This is a genomic window from Candidatus Liberibacter africanus PTSAPSY (assembly GCF_001021085.1).
Classification (GTDB): Bacteria; Pseudomonadota; Alphaproteobacteria; order Rhizobiales; family Rhizobiaceae; genus Liberibacter; species Liberibacter africanus.
The window spans coordinates 56,905-75,551 of the sequence record NZ_CP004021.1 but is presented as its reverse complement, the minus strand read 5'-3'; the positions used below and the strand labels follow the sequence as shown (position 1 = coordinate 75,551).

Sequence of the window (18,647 nt, the reverse complement as noted above, 5' to 3'; positions counted from 1 at the left end):
AGGAGTATTTGTGGTTAGATATATTTTTATCACTGGTGGAGTGGTTTCTTCTTTAGGGAAGGGAGTGGCAGCAGCTTCGTTGGGTGCATTATTGCAGGCTCGTCAATATAAAGTTCGAGTGCGTAAGCTTGATCCTTATCTTAATGCTGATCCTGGAACAATGAGTCCGATGCAACATGGTGAGGTTTTTGTTACTGATGATGGTGCTGAAGCTGATTTAGATCTTGGCCATTATGAACGTTTCATGGGTGTTTGTTCTACCAAAACAGATAATATTACTACTGGACGGATTTATAAGAATGTCATTGAAAAAGAGCGTCGGGGATATTATCTCGGTGCAACTGTGCAAGTTATTCCTCATGTTACAAATGAGATAAAAGAGTTTATTACTAGAGGAAATGAAGACGTTGATTTCGTTATTTGTGAGATTGGTGGAACTGTTGGTGATATCGAGGCGATGCCTTTTGTAGAGGCTATTCGTCAGCTTGGAAATGATTTATTATATCATGGTAGTAAAGCTTTATATATTCATTTGACTCTTATGCCGTATATCAAGTCTTCTGGTGAACTGAAAACCAAACCTATTCAACATTCTGTTAAAGAATTACAAGCTCTTGGTGTACATCCAGATATTTTATTAATACGTGTTGATCGTGATATCCCTGAGATGGAACGGCGGAAGCTTTCGTTGTTTTGTAACGTACCAATTTCGGCAGTGATCCAAGCGCTTGATGTTGATGATATCTATAAAGTACCTCTTACATATCACCGTGCAGGAATGGATAGTGTCGTTTTAAGTTCTTTTGGCATTGAAAATGTTCAACCTCCTCAAATAGATAATTGGAAGAGTTTTTGTGATAGTACTTCGTTGTTTAAACATGAGGTGAAAGTTGCGATTGTTGGAAAGTATATTCATCTTAAGGATGCTTATAGATCTTTGATAGAAGCACTGCGTCATGGTGGCGTTAGTAGTTATACAAAAGTGCAATTATCGTGGGTTGACGCGGAGGTGTTGGAAAAAGAAGATCCTGTAAAACATTTGTATGGTGTTCATGGAATTATTATTCCAGGAGGATTTGATAAACGTGGTTCTGAAGGAAAAATTGTTGCTATAAGATTTGCTCGTGAGAATAAAATACCCTTTTTAGGTATTTGTTTTGGTATGCAAATGGCTGTTATTGAGGTTGCGCGTAATCTTATAGGAATATCAAATGCTTGTTCTACTGAATTTTCTGATGCAGGAGAGCCGGTTGTTGCGCTTATGCGTGAATGGATCAAAGGAGATAAGCGGGAAAAGCGTTTGGTATCGGACGATTTAGGAGCAACAATGAGATTGGGAGCATATGATGTTTCTTTGAAAGAGAAAACCTTAATTTCAAAGATATATGGCGTTAATGTAATTTCAGAGCGTCATCGACACCGTTATGAAGTTAATTTAAACTATCAAGAAAAATTAGAAGATTGTGGTTTGAAATTCTCGGGATTTTCTATAGATCAGAATCTTCCAGAAGTTGTAGAATATACAAATCATCCTTGGTTTATAGGAGTTCAGTATCATCCTGAATTGAAGAGTCGTCCTTTGGATCCCCATCCACTTTTTACTAGTTTTATTCAAGCTGCTCTGTCATATAGCCATAATCCTTCAAAGGAATTGAATGAGATTAATGATGACAATTTTTTATAATAACGATTAACTCTCTATCTGTAATTTGTCTCGAAGATTGCTGCTTATTTTTTCAATAAAATCAGTAGTAGATAACCAATCTTGTTGAGGGCCGATAAGTAAAGCTAAATCCTTTGTCATAAAGCCGTCTTCTACTGTTTTAACGCATACATGCTCTAAACTTTCAGCAAAATTTTTCAGGTCAATATTGTCGTCGAGTTTAGCTCGGTGAAGCAAACCGCGTGTCCAAGCAAAAATAGAAGCGATTGAATTAGTTGATGTTTCCTTACCTTGTTGATATTGACGATAATGTCTTGTTACTGTTCCATGGGCGGCTTCAGTTTCCATCGTTTTTCCATCGGCTGTGACTAAAACTGAAGTCATCAGGCCAAGAGATCCAAATCCTTGTGCTATTATATCTGATTGCACATCACCATCATAATTCTTGCAAGCCCAGACATAACCTCCAGACCATTTTATGGATGAAGCAACCATATCATCAATGAGACGATGTGCATATGTAATATTGAGTTCATCAAATTTGTTTTTAAACTCATTTTCAAATATTTCATCGAAAATACTTTTAAATCGTCCATCATAAGATTTGAGAATGGTATCTTTTGTGGAGAGGTATAATGGGAGTTGACGGGATAATGCGTACTGCATTGCAGCACGTGCAAAGTTTCGTATTGAATCGTCTAGATTATACATTGCCATAGCAATGCCACTTCCAGGAGAATTATAAACTTCTTTTTCAATTGTTTGACCATCATTGCCGACAAATTTTAAAATCAATTTTCCTTTTCCGGGAAATTGAAAATCTGTTGCACGATATTGATCTCCAAAAGCATGTCGTCCAATGATAATTGGTTTTTTCCATCCAGGAACAAGCCGTGGGACGTTATTGCAAATAATTGGTTCTCGAAAGATAATGCCGCCAAGAATATTGCGGATAGTACCATTTGGTGATTTCCACATCTCTTTTAAATTAAATTCTTTGACGCGTGCACGATCGGCTGTAATGGTTGCACATTTAATACCAACGCCACAATTTTTTATTGCATTGGCAGCGTCAACAGTCACCTGATCATCTGTCATATCTCTATTTTGAATAGAAAGATCAAAATATTCAATTTTAATGTCAAGATAAGGATTGATGAGTTTTTCTTGGATTAATTTCCATATAATTCTTGTCATCTCATCACCATCTAAGCTGACAACAGGTTTTGTAACTTTTATTTTTTTCACGAAATTTTTCCTATGGTGAATATTTAATATTTTTTGCGACATTCCAAATTACAATATCTAATAAAGACAAAGAAATTACAATATCTAATAAAGACAAAGAAAAGTATAGTAAATTATTATCAAGTGGTCAAAAAACTATGAAATATATTGAGGAAAGAATGGGAAGGCTTAAGCAATCAACGCATGATTGTTTTGTTGTGGCATGCAAATTGTTACGATTGTTCCTTTTCCTTCCTGAGAAATAATTTTCAATCTTCCTCCATGGAGATGAGTTAAAGCGTATGATATAGATAACCCAAGTCCAGATCCTCCTAGGCTTTTATCATGTTGATTGTTTAATTGTTCAAAAGGTTGTCCGATTCTTTCTAAAGCTGATTTAGGGATACCAATACCTGTATCAGCTATGGTTATGATCATACGTTGATCTATCTGAGAGGCTCGAATAATCATTTTTCCACCATCATTGGTGAATTTAATTGAGTTAGAAATAATAGGGATAAGAATCTTCTTTATTATTCGTTTATCAGCATGAAAAAATAGTTCTGGAGATATATTCTTTTCAATTTTGATATTTTTATTTTGTGCTAAAGGAGAAATCAACTGAAGGATTCCATCAATTATAGGCATTAAATTGGTGTTTTGTTTTTCGATTGGAATTTGCTCTGTTTCTATTTTAGACATTTCCAGAATATCGTTTATTAGATTCAGCAGGTGTTGCCCACTATCATGAATATCTTTTGCATATTCATAGTATTTAACAGATCCTAGTTCTCCAAATATTTCTCTTTTGATAATTTCAGAAAAACCGAGAATAGCATTAAGAGGAGTTCGTAATTCATGAGACATTTTAGCTAGAAATTCTGATTTAGCCTTATTGGCTATTTCAGCACGTTCTTTTTCAACTTGATATTTGGTGTTAGCTATTGAAAGTTCGGTTTTTTGACGTTCCAATATTTGACGTGATGTAGACAAATCATTAATAGTTGCCTTGAGGCGACGTTCAGATTCTCGCAATTTCTTTTGACTGCGTTTAAGCTTTGTGATGTCCGTTCCAACTGCAATGGTGTCGCCGTCTTTTGTGCGCCATTCGTTAATCTGTAACCATCTTGAATCGGCCAGTTTGATTTCTTTGCTGATATCTTGCGAACGTGTGGGATCGGAAGTGTGATATTCAATAATAGGATGAATTTGGGCCTCTTGAATAATTGAACGGGAATTGCCAGGGAAAATAACGTGATCAGGTAATCCATAAGCTTTTTGATAATGAACATTACACATAACAAGTCGATCATCTTTATCCCATAAAACAAAGGCTTCAGAAGTACACTCTATCGCTTTTGATAATCGTTTATCTGCTTCTGCAAAACGTTTTTCTAAGTAATATTGTTCTGTAATATCTATTGCTATGCCAATAATATTAATGCTTCCTGATATTGTGCGCATCACTTGAGCTCGCACTTTTATCCAGATGTCAGCTCCGCTAGAATGTCGCATGTGAAATATCTGATCTAACTGTGTGATACGATTTTTGATTATTGATCGCGCTATATCATAAATTGTTGTATCATTACCATGAATGAGGCGTGCTATTGCACGAAATGATAAAGGTTGATTTTCACAAGGAATTCCAAAAATTTCATGCATAGACTGTGACAAGTAAAATTTCTTCTCATCAAAATTAAAATTCCATATTCCACATCTCCCACGCGATAAAGCTGTTTCAACGTATGTACTGGAATCGAATAAAAGATTATTACTATCTTTGGTGTTTTTTGCTTGTTTGTAATAATTAAAGAGGACAAGTAAAATAACTGCTGAAATACTGGAAAAAAACATTAATTCTAATGTTACTTCTTCTCTCCAAAAACGTAATAAGGGTAATTTAGAATTGGCAATCAGAATCAATCCATCATTATGAAGATGATGTATTGATGACACATGATATGGTTGTTGAGAAAGAGTAATTTCTAAATTTTGCGTTTTTTTAACCATATTGTTCACATGATTAAATCCAGGAATAACTTCTTCTATTCTTTTGCCTATATGAGGGGATTGTTTTTTAGATGATGCAAAAACTACCCCGTTTGGTTGGACAAGAAGCACAAAACTTTTGGGGGAAATATGTCTGATAGGAAGTTGTTCTAGTATCGATTCTGCTTTTTGTTGAAATGCTATATCGAATTTTATATTGTTGTTTTTAAAAATAGTTTCTATGGTTTCTTCAAGAAAAAGAGATGTTTGATGAATCATCTTCTCTTGTTGTGTATATCTTGTTATAACTTTGATAGTACTGGTGATGGCTATCAACACAATAAATACCATACTGACCATTGGTATTGTTTTATGAAATGACGAAATAATAGAGAATATTCTCGATATATGCAATTTTTTGAATATATTTTTTAAAGAAAAGGGGATTTTTTGTTGGGTTATTGAATAATATAAGCCACAATTTGCTGATATATTATGCACATTTTCCATTACATTTGCCCTGTAAATTAGTCTATAAAAATGAGAATAAGGATTATTATATTTTCCGAATCACTTGTAATGAATCAAAGGCATTTCTTTTTGTCTATAGAAAAAATAAGTTTTTTGTTAAAAAGTTAAAATATTTTAATGTTATCTATAAATTTAGTAGTTGTTTTCTATAATGTACGGAAGATAAATATAGAAATATTAGGTATTTACAAAACCTCGTTTCTGGCAACACAAGGTATTTCATGACGCAATGTTCCCCTAGATTACAAAATTATACCAAAGGTCCTGTTATCGTTCTGGTAGATCCGCAGTTAGGAGAAAATATCGGCATGGTTGCTCGTGCGATGTGGAATTATAATTTGACTCAATTACGTTTAGTAAATCCTAGGGATGGCTGGCCGAATGAAAAAGCACGTTCTTCTTCGGCTAATGCAGATCGTGTAATAGATTCTGTGTGTGTTTTTTCCAGTCTTAGAGAAGCAATAGCCGACCTTCATTTTGTCTATGCTACAACTGCTCGAAGTCGTAATAATTTTAAATCCGTTTTTTCTCCCAAAGAAGCAGCCATCGTATTGAATGAAAGGATTGCCTCTGAACAAAATGTAGGGATAATCTTTGGCCGTGAGAGTCGGGGATTGACCAATGAGGAAATTTCTTTGTCTAATGCCATTATTAGTTTTCCAGTCAATCCTGCTTTTTCTTCATTGAATATTTCCCACGCCGTTTTGTTGATGGTATGGGAATATATGGAAAATAGTGTATTAATATCAGAAAAGATTGTAAAAGAGCATAATAAGCCTGCTACAAAAGGTGAACTATTAAGTTTTTTAGATTACCTTGAAAATTCTTTGGAAGAACGGGGGTATTTTCGTCCTGTGGAGAAAAGAGAAAAGATGTTAGATGATTTACGTTCCGTATTCATTCGCGCTGAATTGATGCAACAAGAGATTTTTTTGTTGCGGGGAATTATTTCTGCATTAGATCGATTTTCTAGAAAGTATCCGCGCGGGAGTGTTATGTGTCCTAAAAAAACAGAAACATCAGAATAAAAACATAGTTATCTTCGTGACAAAAAAAATTAATAATTGTATTCTTATATTTGATAGTGGTATCGGCGGGCTTGTTGTTTTGCAGAAAACACGTCTTTTAATGCCTGACTATAATTTTATTTATGTGGCTGATGATATTGGTTTCCCTTATGGAAATTGGGAAGATCGTGCGTTGAAAAAACGTCTTATGTTTATTTTTTCAGATATACTAGATAAGTATAGACCCGTATTATCAATAGTAGCATGTAATACTGCTTTTACTTTGATTAAAGATGAATTGCGCTCAACCTTTCCATCCATGACGTTCCTTGGTGCGGTTCCTGATATTAAAAAAGCGGTGGAGGTTACACAAAGTGGTTTGGTTTCTATTTTATCTACGCCTGCGACACTGAGACGTGCATATACTGGTCATTTGATCGATACTTATGCATCAAAATGTCAAATTAATCTCGTTTCTTCTACAACACTCGCTTCTAAAATAGAGGGATATGCTTGTGGGGAAAACATTAAAGACGACGAAATAAAAAGAGAAATAGAAAAATGTTTTGTTGAAAAAGAAGGCAAAAAAACAGATGTTATTGTGCTGGCTTGTACACATTATCCGTTAATAACCCATGTTTTTCGAAGAGTGTCTCCTTGGTTAGTGGAGTGGGTGGATAATTCTGATTCAATCGCTCTTCGTGCTCGCACTATATTGCCAAAAATAAATGATCGTCATATTGAATTATCTGAGGATCATGTATTTTTCTTGTCAGAAAAACGAGATATGTCCATGCGAAGTTTAATGCAAGAATTTGGTCTAAAATATTAATATTTTATTGAAATAATACCACTGATTTTTTTAATTTTAATGAGAACAATCTACTCGCAGTTCTTCATTAATAGAGGTACAATGATTTTTGAAGATAAAATTATGGGTTTTGTACTAAAAATCTATTCAATAAGTAACAAGGTGGTATTTTTAGGATTGACCTTCATGGTAATTACGCTTAGAGATATCAGAATCAAGAGTGATGGTGTGGTTTTTTTATACTATTACTTTATTCATTAAAACGGATCCCATGGTCGTGGTTTTGCAGCGTGTGTGTGTTTTTTATGACCTGTCAAATTTTGTAGAACAAAGTTAGAGGAGGGTGCGTTTCCCGTCGTTCTTCTAGAGGATAGAGGATGTGGGAACGGTAATTTGAAAGGAATAAGATGAGTAAGCGTGAGTCGTCTAAGCATAAGATTGATCGTCGTATAGGTGAAAATTTATGGGGGCGTCCAAAGTCACCAGTCAATACGCGTTCATATGGTCCTGGTTTACATGGTCAACGTCGCAGGTCAAAACCTTCTTATTTTGGATTGCAATTGCGCGCCAAACAGAAGATGAAAAAGTATTATGGCGATATCAGTGAAAAGCAATTTTGTTCTATTTTTAAAAAGGCAGATCGCAGTAAAGGAGATACTTCTCATAATCTCATTTCACTTTTAGAATCTCGCTTGGATACTATAGTTTATCGCTCTAAATTTGTTCCTACTATTTTTGCTGCGCGTCAATTTGTTAATCACCGTCATGTTCTTGTTAATGGTGTTTCTGTTAACATCGGATCATATTGCTGTAAGGAAGGCGATGTCATAGAGGTAAAGGAAAAATCCAAGCAATTAGTTTCTGTTTTAGAGTCCGTACAACTTGCTGAACGTGATGTTCCAGAATATATCAAAGCTGATCACGAGAAAATGGTTGCTACTTTTGTTAGGATTCCCTCGTCTCTCAGTGATGTGCCATATCCTGTTGTTATGCAGCCTAATCTTGTTATTGAATTTTATTCCCGTTAAAATATTGATTATGGAATATTTGGAGATACATATTTGAATTTGAGGAAAGTTGTCAACGGTATCTATGAGGATATAAAATACCAAATTGGTCAGGGTCGTGTAGCAGACTATATTCCCGAATTGGCTAAGGTAAATCCTGGTTTTTTTGGTATGTCTATCGCTTTAGAAGATGGTAGTGTCTATTCTTCTGGTGACTCGGGAATTCCTTTTTCAATTCAAAGTATTTCTAAAGTTTTTCTGCTAACGATAGCTTTGCAAAAGATTGATGAAGATATTTGGAAACGTGTCGGTAGAGAACCTTCGGGCTCTTCCTTTGATTCAATAGTGCAACTTGAGCATGATAATGGTATTCCCCGCAATCCTTTTGTTAATGCTGGCGCTATAGTGGTGACTGATGCGGTTCTGGAAAATAGTTCTGTTGATCATGAAATAAATAGTTTCTTGGATTTTGTGCGTGATATAGCGCATGATCCATCGGTTTATATTGATTCTGTTGTAGCTAATTCAGAGATTGAAACTGGCTATCGTAATTTTGCGCTTGCGAATTTTATTCGTTCATATGGTAATATAAAATGCGAAATTTCAGATGTTTTGAAGTTTTATTTTTATCAGTGTTCTCTTATGATGAGCTGTTTACAGCTTGCAAAATCGGGTTTATATCTTGCATGTCGAGGATACAATCCTTTAACAAGTAAAAATATAATTTCTCCTCTTCAGTCCCGTTGCGTAAATGCAGTAATGCTTACATGTGGTCATTATGATAATTCTGGGGATTTTGCGTATCGTGTTGGCTTCCCTGGGAAAAGTGGTGTTGGTGGAGGGATTCTTGCTATTGTGCCTTCTAAGGCATCGATAGCTGTTTGGTCTCCCGGTTTGAATAATTTTGGCAATTCTTTATTAGGGGCCAAGGCACTAGAACTTTTGGCTGTTCGTACAGGTTGGTCAATATTTGATCCTCTGCTCATATAAATAATTTTATTATTATACTATTATCACACCGTATTTTTGGTGTGAAAGATAGGTGTAAAAACATTGTATCATCAGATATTTAAGAGTTAGTGATATAATATATTTATGAAAAATATTGAATTAAGTCTTATAGAGAGATAAAAAAATTAAACCGCAGATCACTCATACTCATACTCATACTCATACTCATACTCATAGTGAAGAGATGTATCAAGTAATTATAAAAAAACTGCGGATGTAATTAAATTAGCTGTTTATGTGCCCAAAAAGCATGAGAATTTCTTGTGGGCTATAGTCACCCATCTTACGTTTAACTGGTTTTTTTGTGGCTGGTGGATTAGGTTTAACAGGTGTAGGATCAGCAGGTCTAGTTTCTGTTGTATTTGGCTCTCTCAGGGATATGAACTTTAATACTAGTGATTTTTCCACACTCGTATCACTGTTAGCTAAAATGGTACCTTAGGATATAGCGCTTAAAAAGATCGTTATTAATAGTGACTTATAAATTGGAAGACTCCTTTGAAAATATAACCAATGATAAAACTTAATCGTACTAAAGCATAGTTTTTGTAGTAAGAAACTTTTGCTAAATAAGTGTCGTAGATTTATGTAAAACTAAATTGTGGTTCTGATATATAAAGATCAGGAACTTTTTTTATACATTGATTATGATTTATCGTTGTGGTTGTTTTATACGTTATTTTTTGATCGTTTATTCCTTTTATTAAAGATCGTGACTATTCCTATTTTTTGATTATCTATCAATATTCATGAGATTTAGAATTTATTGCAATTATTGTTTTAATCCATTTTTTCCACTCTGCGCCAATAAGGTGGGGGAATCTTTTTCTCAATAAGTTTTCTAAATGAGATAGATAGAGAAAAAAATATTGGTTGTAAGCAATTATCAAAAAATTATTTCCGTATTCTTTGATGGCATGCAAGCATGCGTTTTAATGTTTAAAAATAGGGATATGAAGTTGTGTTTGTTTTATACGTTATTTTTTGATCGTTTATTCCTTTTATTAAAGATCATGACTATTCCTATTTTTTGATTATCTATCAATATTCATGAGATTTAGAATTTATTGCAATTATTGTTTTAATCCATTTTTTCCACTCTGCGCCAATAAGGTGGGGGAATCTTTTTCTCAATAAGTTTTCTAAATGAGATAGATAGAGAAAAAAATATTGGTTGTAAGCAATTATCAAAAAATTATTTCCGTATTCTTTGATGGTATGCAAGCATGCGTGTTAATATTTAAAAATAGGGATATGAAGTTGTGTTTGTTTTTTGGATTATTGCGCATCTGTATTTGTTTGATAGAGTGTGAAAAGGTATGAATAACGAATGACTTGAATAATTCTCTTCTACACAAGGGATTGTCGCATTTTAGTATATAGATAAAATTGTGTAGAAGAGAAAGGATTAGAGAATTATTCTTAATCTATAAATTTATTGACCACATTTATTATTCCAGCATCTTGCTTGGTAACCTTAGATCTGCGAAATATGAGTTTATTTATCACTTTATTAAAACTAATAATACTGGTGCCTTTAGGTAAATCATGTTTTCTCAATACTTCTGTTTTAATTTTATAGTTGGGATTAGTTTTGCTTGTTGAAGGATAAAGCACCTTGGTAAGCAAAATTTTATCTTCATCATTCACTTCTGTGGCTGGTTCAGTGTTATCTATTTTTTTAGTTGGTGTTGAATTTTCCTTTGTATGTGTAGTTGGTGGAGTATTAGTAGTTGGCGGCGTGTGTGAATTATTTACAGTTTGGTTGTTAAATAGGTTGATTTTTTCTTTTTCTATAATAGTATTTTTCACTTCTGCAGATAGAAAATCAACTGGCGCGGCAACTTTCGCAGTATTATCTGGAGTAGCGAATCGATCATTATTAATATTGTTCACTTCTGCGGCTGGAATATCAATTGGCGCGGTAACTGCCGTATAATTAGTATTATTCACTTTTGTAGCTAAAAAATCAACTGGCTCGTTAACTTTTGCATTATCATTTGTATCGGCAACTTTTACATTATCATTTGTAGCGGTAACTTCTGCATTATCATTTGTATCGGCAACTTTTACATTATCATTTGTAGGTGTATTTTGCGTAGTATTAGTATTTGGTGGAGTATTAGTATTTTGCGGAGTATTAGTATTTGGTGGCGTAGGTGAGTTATTTTCAGTTTGTTTATTAGATAGTTCGATTTTTTCTATAACTTTTTGATTATTCTCGCTTTCAAATAAGCTGCAACTAGCTAATATTGATGTTGTTGCTAATATTGATGTTGTTGATAGCATGGCAATTTTATTAAATTTATTCTTCATTTTTCACCTTAAAATTTATTTTAATAATTTTTGCTAATAATATATTTTTAAATATATTTTTTGTATAATTTAGTAACTTATGAAGTATTTCATAAGTTATACTTTTAAAAAAATCATTTATACTTTTAAAGAAGTTTGATATTATCAACTAGATTGAGATATGGGAAATAAGTTGGTTAAATATCAGCATAATCAGCTAATTGCTCAATATCAGTGGCAATGTAATCATCTGAAACATAATATCGCTTAACATCAGTAGCAATATAATCATTTGAATCATAATATTGCTCAATATCAGGAGCAGTATAATCATTTGAACCATAATATTGCTTAATATCAGGAGCAGTATAATCATTTGAACCATAATATTGCTTAATATCAGGATCAATAGGATCGGTTGTTATCGGATCAACTGGCCCCGCAATTGGCCCATTAGCTGTAACAGCACCAGATATGTCTTGTTCTAGAGCTGGTGCAGGTTCATTGTTTTCTTGTTCTAGAGATGGATTTGCAGGTTCATTGTTTCCTTGTTCTAGAGCTGGATTTGCAGGTTCATTGTTTTCTTGTTCTGGTGCTGGATTTGCAGGTTCATTATTACCTTTGTCTGGTGCTGGATTTGCAGGTTCATTATTACCTGTGTCTGGAGTTGGATTGTTTGCAATTTGGGTAGTGAGTTCTTGGATGTTTTCTATACCTTTTTGAGCATTCTCACTTTCAGATGAGCCACAACTAGCTAATATTGATGTTGTTGCTAATATTGATGTTGTTGATAAAATGGCAATTTTATTAAATTTATTCTTCATTTTTCACCTTAAAATTTATTTTAATAATTTTTATTGATAATATATTTTAAATATATATCTTGTATAGAATAGTATATTTCAAATTATTTTTTATAGCCTATACTTTATAAGATAATAAAAAATGTATTTTATATTTTTGATTTACTTTAATATTGTTTTTGTATTTATTGTTATTTTGTTTAAAATAAATATTTTGTATAAAATAATTTTATTGAAGTATAATTTACTATAACAGGCCTTTAATTTTAAGACCTCAATCCTTATCAAAAAAATTATAATCAATCATTGAAATATTGTATCTTTGTTGAGTTCGTTCATTGTATTTGAAGACATGAAGATATCGGTATTAAGGAGATGCTTTTTTTTATGTGGTAGATGGTAAACGATAGATCGTTTTTTTTTAAGTTTCGTTACTTTAAATTAGTCAAGTGATAAGAGCATGTATTAAAATATATCAGGGGGTAATTATGAGAAAGATATTGTAAATACAGAGATTTTCTAAGGGAATAAAGCTATTAATGATGATAGAAATAAGAGGTGTTGAAGGGAGGTGTGGAAAAATCAATACGAATTTAATGATGAAAAAGTGCGTATTACCCTAAATAAACCTATAAAATAAACGCTCAAGATTAGGGTGATTAAATGAATTACAATAAATTTTATCAGATAGGATTCGAAGATCAACTGCGGTAAAAAACAAGGAGTTCGTTCTCATATCAGGCAAAATAAAGTTAAATGGCCTAATAATAAATATTAAGTATAGTTTGCAACAAGTTGTTTTTATATTGAATAATACATTTCAAATTCAATAGGACAAGGTGTTTGTTCTAGCCTTAATACTTCATTGTTTTTTAAATTGATAAATGCATCAATTTGATCGTCGTCAAAAACATTTCCTACTTTTAGGAACTCCCTATCACTATTGAGATTTTTTAAGGATTCGCGTAGAGAAGAGGATATTTTCGGTACTTTCATTTGTTCTTTTAAAGAGAGTTCATCAAAATTTTTTCCAGGATGAATTTTTTTGGCAATTCCATCTAATCCTGCCATGAGGATGGCTGTGGAAGCAAGGTAAGGATTGGCGCTAGGATCAGCAAATCTTATTTCGATATTTTTGTGTTCTAATTGATTGTTCAATGGAATACGACAAGAAGATGCATTGTTATGCATTGAATAAGAAAGTTTTATGGGAGATTGGTGATCAGAAAGTAAACGTTTATAGGAATTAGTGGAAGGATTTGTGAAGGCGTTTAAGGCTTTTGCATGTTTGATGATGCCTCCTAGATAATAAAGGCATGTTTCTGATAGTCCTTCGTATTGATTGCCTGCAAAAACTTCTTTACCTCCTTTATGAATTGACATATTTAAATACATGCTTGAACCATTATGATAAGCGAGAGGTTTTGGCATGAAAGTAGCAGTTTTACAATATGAATTGGCGACTTGATGAACAGAATACTTATATTTTTGAAGATTATCAGAAGCCTGTAATAGTGATTCTAATTGTAAGCTAAATGAATGCTGAGCATCATGTGCTTGGTTTTGATATTTTGTGATTTGAACGTCTATGTTATTTAAAGCGCTTACAATTTCAGATCGCAAATCATGTGATTTATCTTCTGGGGAAAGTGTATAGCCGCTTTTTGTATTGGGTATATATCCTTTATTAGTTTCATTTTTTGACAACTCTGTGGATTCCAATGAAAATCCTGATTTGATAGGTGACATTGTACAATGAGCGCTATCAAATATAAAAAACTCGGCAGTTATGCCGAGTAGTAATGTATCGCCTATACCTACTAACTGGAGATAGTCTATGGCTTTTTGTGCAGTATAGCGGGGATCACGGTTATAAGGTTTAAGGCTTACAGGATCGTAGACGTTACAAATAAAGGCTATTGTTGATTGCGCATAGAATGGATCTATGTGCATTGTTTTCATGTCAGGAATGAGGAGTAATTTGAGATGTTGAGAATCCCATCCAGGAATAGAAGAACTATCTAAGATGATTCCATTCAAAAGTGTATCCTCATTGAATAAGGGGGTGCTGATTGATATATGGAGAAACTTTCCTTGCAAATCGGTAAAACGCAAGTCGATAAACTTCGTTTTTTCTTGTTCAATCTTTTGGATGATGGTAGCTGCCTCATCAACCATTTTATACTCTCCTTTTTTCTCATGCTATGGGTAAATAATCTTTGGTATATTTTAAATTGGTATATTTTAAATTTTCTAGATTATATCCTTTTTGATCGCATTTTTTAAATGGTTTATATTTTGTGTTTTTTGCTATTATGTTACAATACCGCGGATATTCCCTATGCGCATTTTTCGGGTATCATTATTTTTAATGACAGTAAACTATTATTCTCATAATCACTTATTATTTAAGATGGATTGGAGAAATTTTCCCGTATAGGAGAGGGGTTCTTTGGTAATTTCTTCTGGAGTTCCAGATGCGATGATTTTTCCACTATCTCTTCCTTCTGGTCCAAAATCTAAAATCCAAATGGTTTATATTTTGTGTTTTTTGCTATTATGTTATAATACCGTGGATATTCCCTATGCGCATTTTCGGGTATCATTATCTTTAGTGACAGTAAACTATTATTCTCATAATCACTTATTATTTAAGATGGATTGGAGAAATTTTCCCGTATAGGAGAGGGGTTCTTTGGTAATTTCTTCTGGAGTTCCAGATGCGATGATTTTTCCACCATTATCTCCTCCTTCTGGTCCAAAATCTAAAATCCAATCAGCTGTTTTTATGACCTCTAGATTATGTTCAATTACAACAACTGAATTTCCTCTTTCAACGAGTGTATGCAAAATATCCAATAGTTTTGCTATGTCATGATAATGAAGTCCGGTCGTTGGTTCATCTAATATGTACAGGGTATTTCCTGTAGCTTGTTTGGATAGTTCTTTAGCAAGTTTTACGCGTTGCGATTCTCCTCCAGATAGCGTATTTGCTGATTGTCCAATTTTAATATATCCGAGACCTACTTCTTTAAGGCTCTTTAATTTATTACGTATCGCTGGAATATTCGTAAAAAAATCCAAACATTCTTCAACGGTCATAGAGAGAATATCAGCAATTGATTTATCTTTATAGTGTATTTTTAATGTTTCGGGATTATAGCGCTGTCCTTGGCATACATCACATGTGATGTATACGTCTGGAAGGAAGTGCATTGCAATTTTTATGACGCCATTTCCTTCGCAAACCTCACATCTTCCTCCTTTGACGTTAAAAGAAAAGCATCCAGATTTATATCCGCACTCTTTTGATTCGGGGAGATTACTAAACCAATCACGAATTGGTGTGAATGCTCCAACATAAGTTGCGGGATTAGAACGAGGTGTATGGCCAATCGGACATTGATTTATGCTAACAACTTTATCAATATACTCAAGTCCATCGATACGGTCATATGTTCCGGGATGATATTTAGATCCCATAATACAGCGGGCTGCTGCTTTGTATAGGGTAGAGATCAGAAAAGTAGATTTTCCTCCTCCAGATATTCCAGTAATGGCGGTAAATAATCCAAGGGGAATAGATGCTGTAATATTTTTCAAGTTATTGCTTCGTGCATTGATAACATGAATCATACGGTTTATATCACGCTTGCGTCTTTTTTCTGGTATTTTGATACTCATTTTACCAGACATATACTTTCCAGTTAAAGAAGTCGGATGTGCCATAATTTGAGAAGGAGATCCTTCTGCTATGATTTTTCCTCCTTTAACGCCAGCTTCTGGTCCTATATCTACAATATGATCAGCAGCGAGCATGGTTTCTTCATCATGTTCTACTACAATGACCGTATTTCCCGTATCGCGAAGATGTTTGAGGGTATTAATCAATTTGCTATTATCGCGTTGGTGTAACCCTATAGAGGGTTCGTCTAATACATAAAGCACGCCTGTTAATCCAGATCCTATTTGGGATGCGAGGCGTATGCGTTGACTTTCTCCGTTTGATAACATGTTAGAGTTACGTGATAAGGTTAAATAACCAAGTCCTATTTCTACGAGAAAATGAATTCTTTTTTGAATTTCCTTCAGAATAGATTCTGATATTTTGTTGGCTTTTGGGGTGATTCGGGTTGGGAGTTGCTCAAACCATATTTGTGCGTTTTTAATCGACATATCGGCAATTTCTCCGATATGTTTGCCAGAAATTTTGACTGCAAGTGATTCATTTTTAAGACGATATCCATGACAATTTATACAAGGAGATGAAGACATATACCGTTGAATCATTTCTTGAAGAATCGCAGAATCCGTTTCATTCCAACGTTTTTCTAATTTTGGAATTATCCCTCTGAAAGATACACTGGTAGAGGAAAATTTCTGATTGCGAGATGGACTAATTTTATTATTCTTTGTTCCATAAAGAAGTATTTTTTGGTTTTCATCAGAAAGATTATCCCAACTATCGTGAATGGAAAATCCTAACTCTTTCCCCAGAGAAGTAAGAGTGTTTATATAATATTCGGATAAAGGATTGGGCCAAGGAGCGATAGCGCCATTATTTAACGCTAATTTTGGATTGGGTATGACCAGTTTTTCATCGATGTTTTGTTTTATTCCTAACCCATCGCAATGGTAACAAGCGCCTGCTGGATTATTGAAAGAAAAAATACGAGGTTCTATTTCTGCAATGCTAAATCCTGAGACAGGACATGCAAGATTTTCAGAAAAAACAATGTTCTGACAATGGTTATTAGATGGTTCTACGGGTGTTGTTCTATCATCAGCAGGAGTAAAATCAACATTGGTGGCAATAGCTAAGCCATTCGTTAGTTGTAAGCAAGTTTTAAGGCTATTGAAGATTCTTTCTCGGATATTTTCATGAACGACAATACGGTCTACAACAACCTCAATATTGTGTTTATATTTCTTATCAAGGTCAGGGACATCTGATATATGATAAACTATGCCATCAACTTGTATTCTTTGAAATCCTTTTTTGAGTATTTTCTGCGAGTTCTTTTTTAAATTCTCCTTTGCGATTTTGTACTATAGGAGCCAGTAAGTGCATGCGCGTTCCTTGTTTGAACGAAAGAATACGATCTGTCATTTGGCTAACAGTTTGGCTCTCTATAGGTAGTCCTGTTGTGGGAGAGTAAGGTATGCCTATGCGTGCAAAGAGTAACCGCAAATAATCATGTATTTCAGTTATAGTGCCAACGGTAGAACGAGGATTGTGAGATGTATTTTTTTGTTCAATAGATATAGTAGGAGACAACCCATTGATTTGTTCTACATCTGGTTTTTTGATGTTTCCTAAAAATTGTCGTGCATATGTAGAGAGACTTTCTACATAACGTCTTTGTCCTTCGGCATGAATTGTATCAAAAGCGAGAGAAGATTTCCCTGACCCAGAAACACCAGTTATGACGATTAATTTGTTTCGTGGTAATTCTATGCTGACATTTTGAAGATTGTGTTCACGAGCGCCGATAATAGAAATATTTTTTATGTTACTCATTGGATCCGATTAAAATCTTTGTTGGATAATGGTGGTGCAGTCGATTATTCTGTATTATAAGGAGAATCATCTGTAAAGTATGAGGTATATATAGCATATATAAACGCAATATATTGATTCTAGTTTTTAGAATAGATATTGCTTGTAATGATAAAAGATTTTAAATTTAATTCTATCAGTAATTGAGGTGTTTTATAAATGGTAGCAAGTGTCAACAAGGTTATTTTGATAGGACATCTAGGAGCAGATCCAGATGTTAGGCATACGCAAGATGGGCGTAAAATAGTTAATCTTCGTATTGCTACTTCTGAAAGCTGGAAAGATCGTACTACAAATGAACGTCGTGAAAAAACGGAATGGCACTCTGTTGTTGTTTTCGTTGAAGAGCTTTGTAAAATTGTTGAGCAATATCTTCGTAAAGGCTCTAAAGTGTATGTAGAAGGGTCTCTTCAAACTCGAAAATGGCAAGATCAGTCTGGTAATAATCGTTACACAACTGAGATTATTATGCGTACCATGGTTATGTTAGATAGTCGTAAAGATTCCCTGCAAGGAAATGAACATAGTAATAATAATAGTAATAGTAATTTAAAGGAAAATGTTGTTGAAGATCGGTATTCGTCTTCGCAAGGAGGGAGTGTGTTCTCTGATGAGCTTGATGATGATATTCCTTTTTAATAGCTCTACAATGAACAGAATACTTTTTACTTGTACAAGATATTTTGATACGATAACATATCATTAGTAGTTGACAGGAGGATAAAAAAGTCCATTGACCC

At 33.8% G+C, this 18,647-nt stretch carries 12 protein-coding genes and 1 pseudogene; 7 read left to right on the top strand and 6 right to left on the bottom strand.

Annotated elements, in window-relative coordinates:
* Positions 1–10 precede the first annotated feature (10 nt).
* On the top strand, positions 11–1,684 hold the full coding sequence (locus G293_RS00330; RefSeq protein WP_047263825.1) for a CTP synthase: 1,674 nt from the start codon (positions 11–13) through the stop codon (positions 1,682–1,684).
* 6 nt (positions 1,685–1,690) lie between these two features.
* On the opposite strand, the gene G293_RS00325 is transcribed toward G293_RS00330, so the two are convergent.
* Both G293_RS00325 and G293_RS00320 read right to left on the bottom strand, forming a co-directional pair.
* Entirely contained in the window at positions 1,691–2,911 is a 1,221-nt protein-coding gene (locus tag G293_RS00325) for an NADP-dependent isocitrate dehydrogenase (RefSeq protein ID WP_047263824.1), read from the bottom strand.
* 168 nt (positions 2,912–3,079) lie between these two features.
* Positions 3,080–5,233 carry a PAS domain-containing sensor histidine kinase gene (locus G293_RS00320; RefSeq protein ID WP_244464402.1) on the bottom strand — a complete coding sequence of 718 codons (2,154 nt, stop codon included), beginning with the start codon at positions 5,231–5,233 and terminating at the stop codon, positions 3,080–3,082.
* Positions 5,234–5,634: 401 nt separating this feature from the next.
* On the opposite strand from G293_RS00320, the gene G293_RS00315 reads away from it, so the two are divergent.
* From G293_RS00315 to G293_RS05710, 5 genes are all read left to right on the top strand, one after another.
* Positions 5,635–6,441, top strand: a complete 807-nt coding sequence (locus tag G293_RS00315) for an RNA methyltransferase (RefSeq protein ID WP_047263822.1) — start codon at positions 5,635–5,637, stop codon at positions 6,439–6,441.
* 16 nt (positions 6,442–6,457) lie between these two features.
* Positions 6,458–7,252: a glutamate racemase gene (murI, locus tag G293_RS00310; RefSeq protein ID WP_047263821.1), complete on the top strand. Its 795-nt coding sequence runs from the start codon at positions 6,458–6,460 to the stop codon at positions 7,250–7,252.
* 386 nt (positions 7,253–7,638) lie between these two features.
* On the top strand, positions 7,639–8,259 hold the full coding sequence (gene rpsD, locus G293_RS00305; protein ID WP_047263820.1) for a 30S ribosomal protein S4: 621 nt from the start codon (positions 7,639–7,641) through the stop codon (positions 8,257–8,259).
* A 33-nt stretch (positions 8,260–8,292) separates the two neighbouring features.
* The gene (locus G293_RS00300) at positions 8,293–9,228 is read left to right on the top strand and encodes a glutaminase (protein WP_047263819.1); all 936 of its coding nucleotides are present in this window, start codon (positions 8,293–8,295) and stop codon (positions 9,226–9,228) included.
* A 325-nt stretch (positions 9,229–9,553) separates the two neighbouring features.
* Positions 9,554–9,691 carry a hypothetical protein gene (locus G293_RS05710; RefSeq protein WP_158402209.1) on the top strand — a complete coding sequence of 46 codons (138 nt, stop codon included), beginning with the start codon at positions 9,554–9,556 and terminating at the stop codon, positions 9,689–9,691.
* Between the two features lie 980 nt (positions 9,692–10,671).
* Here the strand turns inward: G293_RS05710 and G293_RS00290 are convergent.
* The 4 genes and pseudogenes from G293_RS00290 to uvrA all read right to left on the bottom strand — a co-directional run bounded on the left by G293_RS00290 (position 10,672) and on the right by uvrA (position 17,868).
* On the bottom strand, positions 10,672–11,565 hold the full coding sequence (locus tag G293_RS00290; RefSeq protein WP_047263817.1) for a hypothetical protein: 894 nt from the start codon (positions 11,563–11,565) through the stop codon (positions 10,672–10,674).
* A gap of 176 nt (positions 11,566–11,741) precedes the next feature.
* Complete coding sequence (locus tag G293_RS00285) at positions 11,742–12,368, bottom strand: hypothetical protein (protein WP_047263816.1); 627 nt, start codon at positions 12,366–12,368, stop codon at positions 11,742–11,744.
* 780 nt (positions 12,369–13,148) lie between these two features.
* On the bottom strand, positions 13,149–14,525 hold the full coding sequence (glnA, locus tag G293_RS00280; RefSeq protein ID WP_047263815.1) for a type I glutamate--ammonia ligase: 1,377 nt from the start codon (positions 14,523–14,525) through the stop codon (positions 13,149–13,151).
* Between the two features lie 462 nt (positions 14,526–14,987).
* Positions 14,988–17,868 (bottom strand): annotated as a pseudogene (gene uvrA, locus G293_RS00275) (excinuclease ABC subunit UvrA).
* Positions 17,869–18,066: 198 nt separating this feature from the next.
* Here uvrA and ssb point away from each other — a divergent pair.
* Positions 18,067–18,546, top strand: coding sequence for a single-stranded DNA-binding protein (gene ssb / locus G293_RS00270; protein WP_047263814.1), 480 nt, complete (start codon positions 18,067–18,069; stop codon positions 18,544–18,546).
* Positions 18,547–18,647 lie beyond the last annotated feature (101 nt).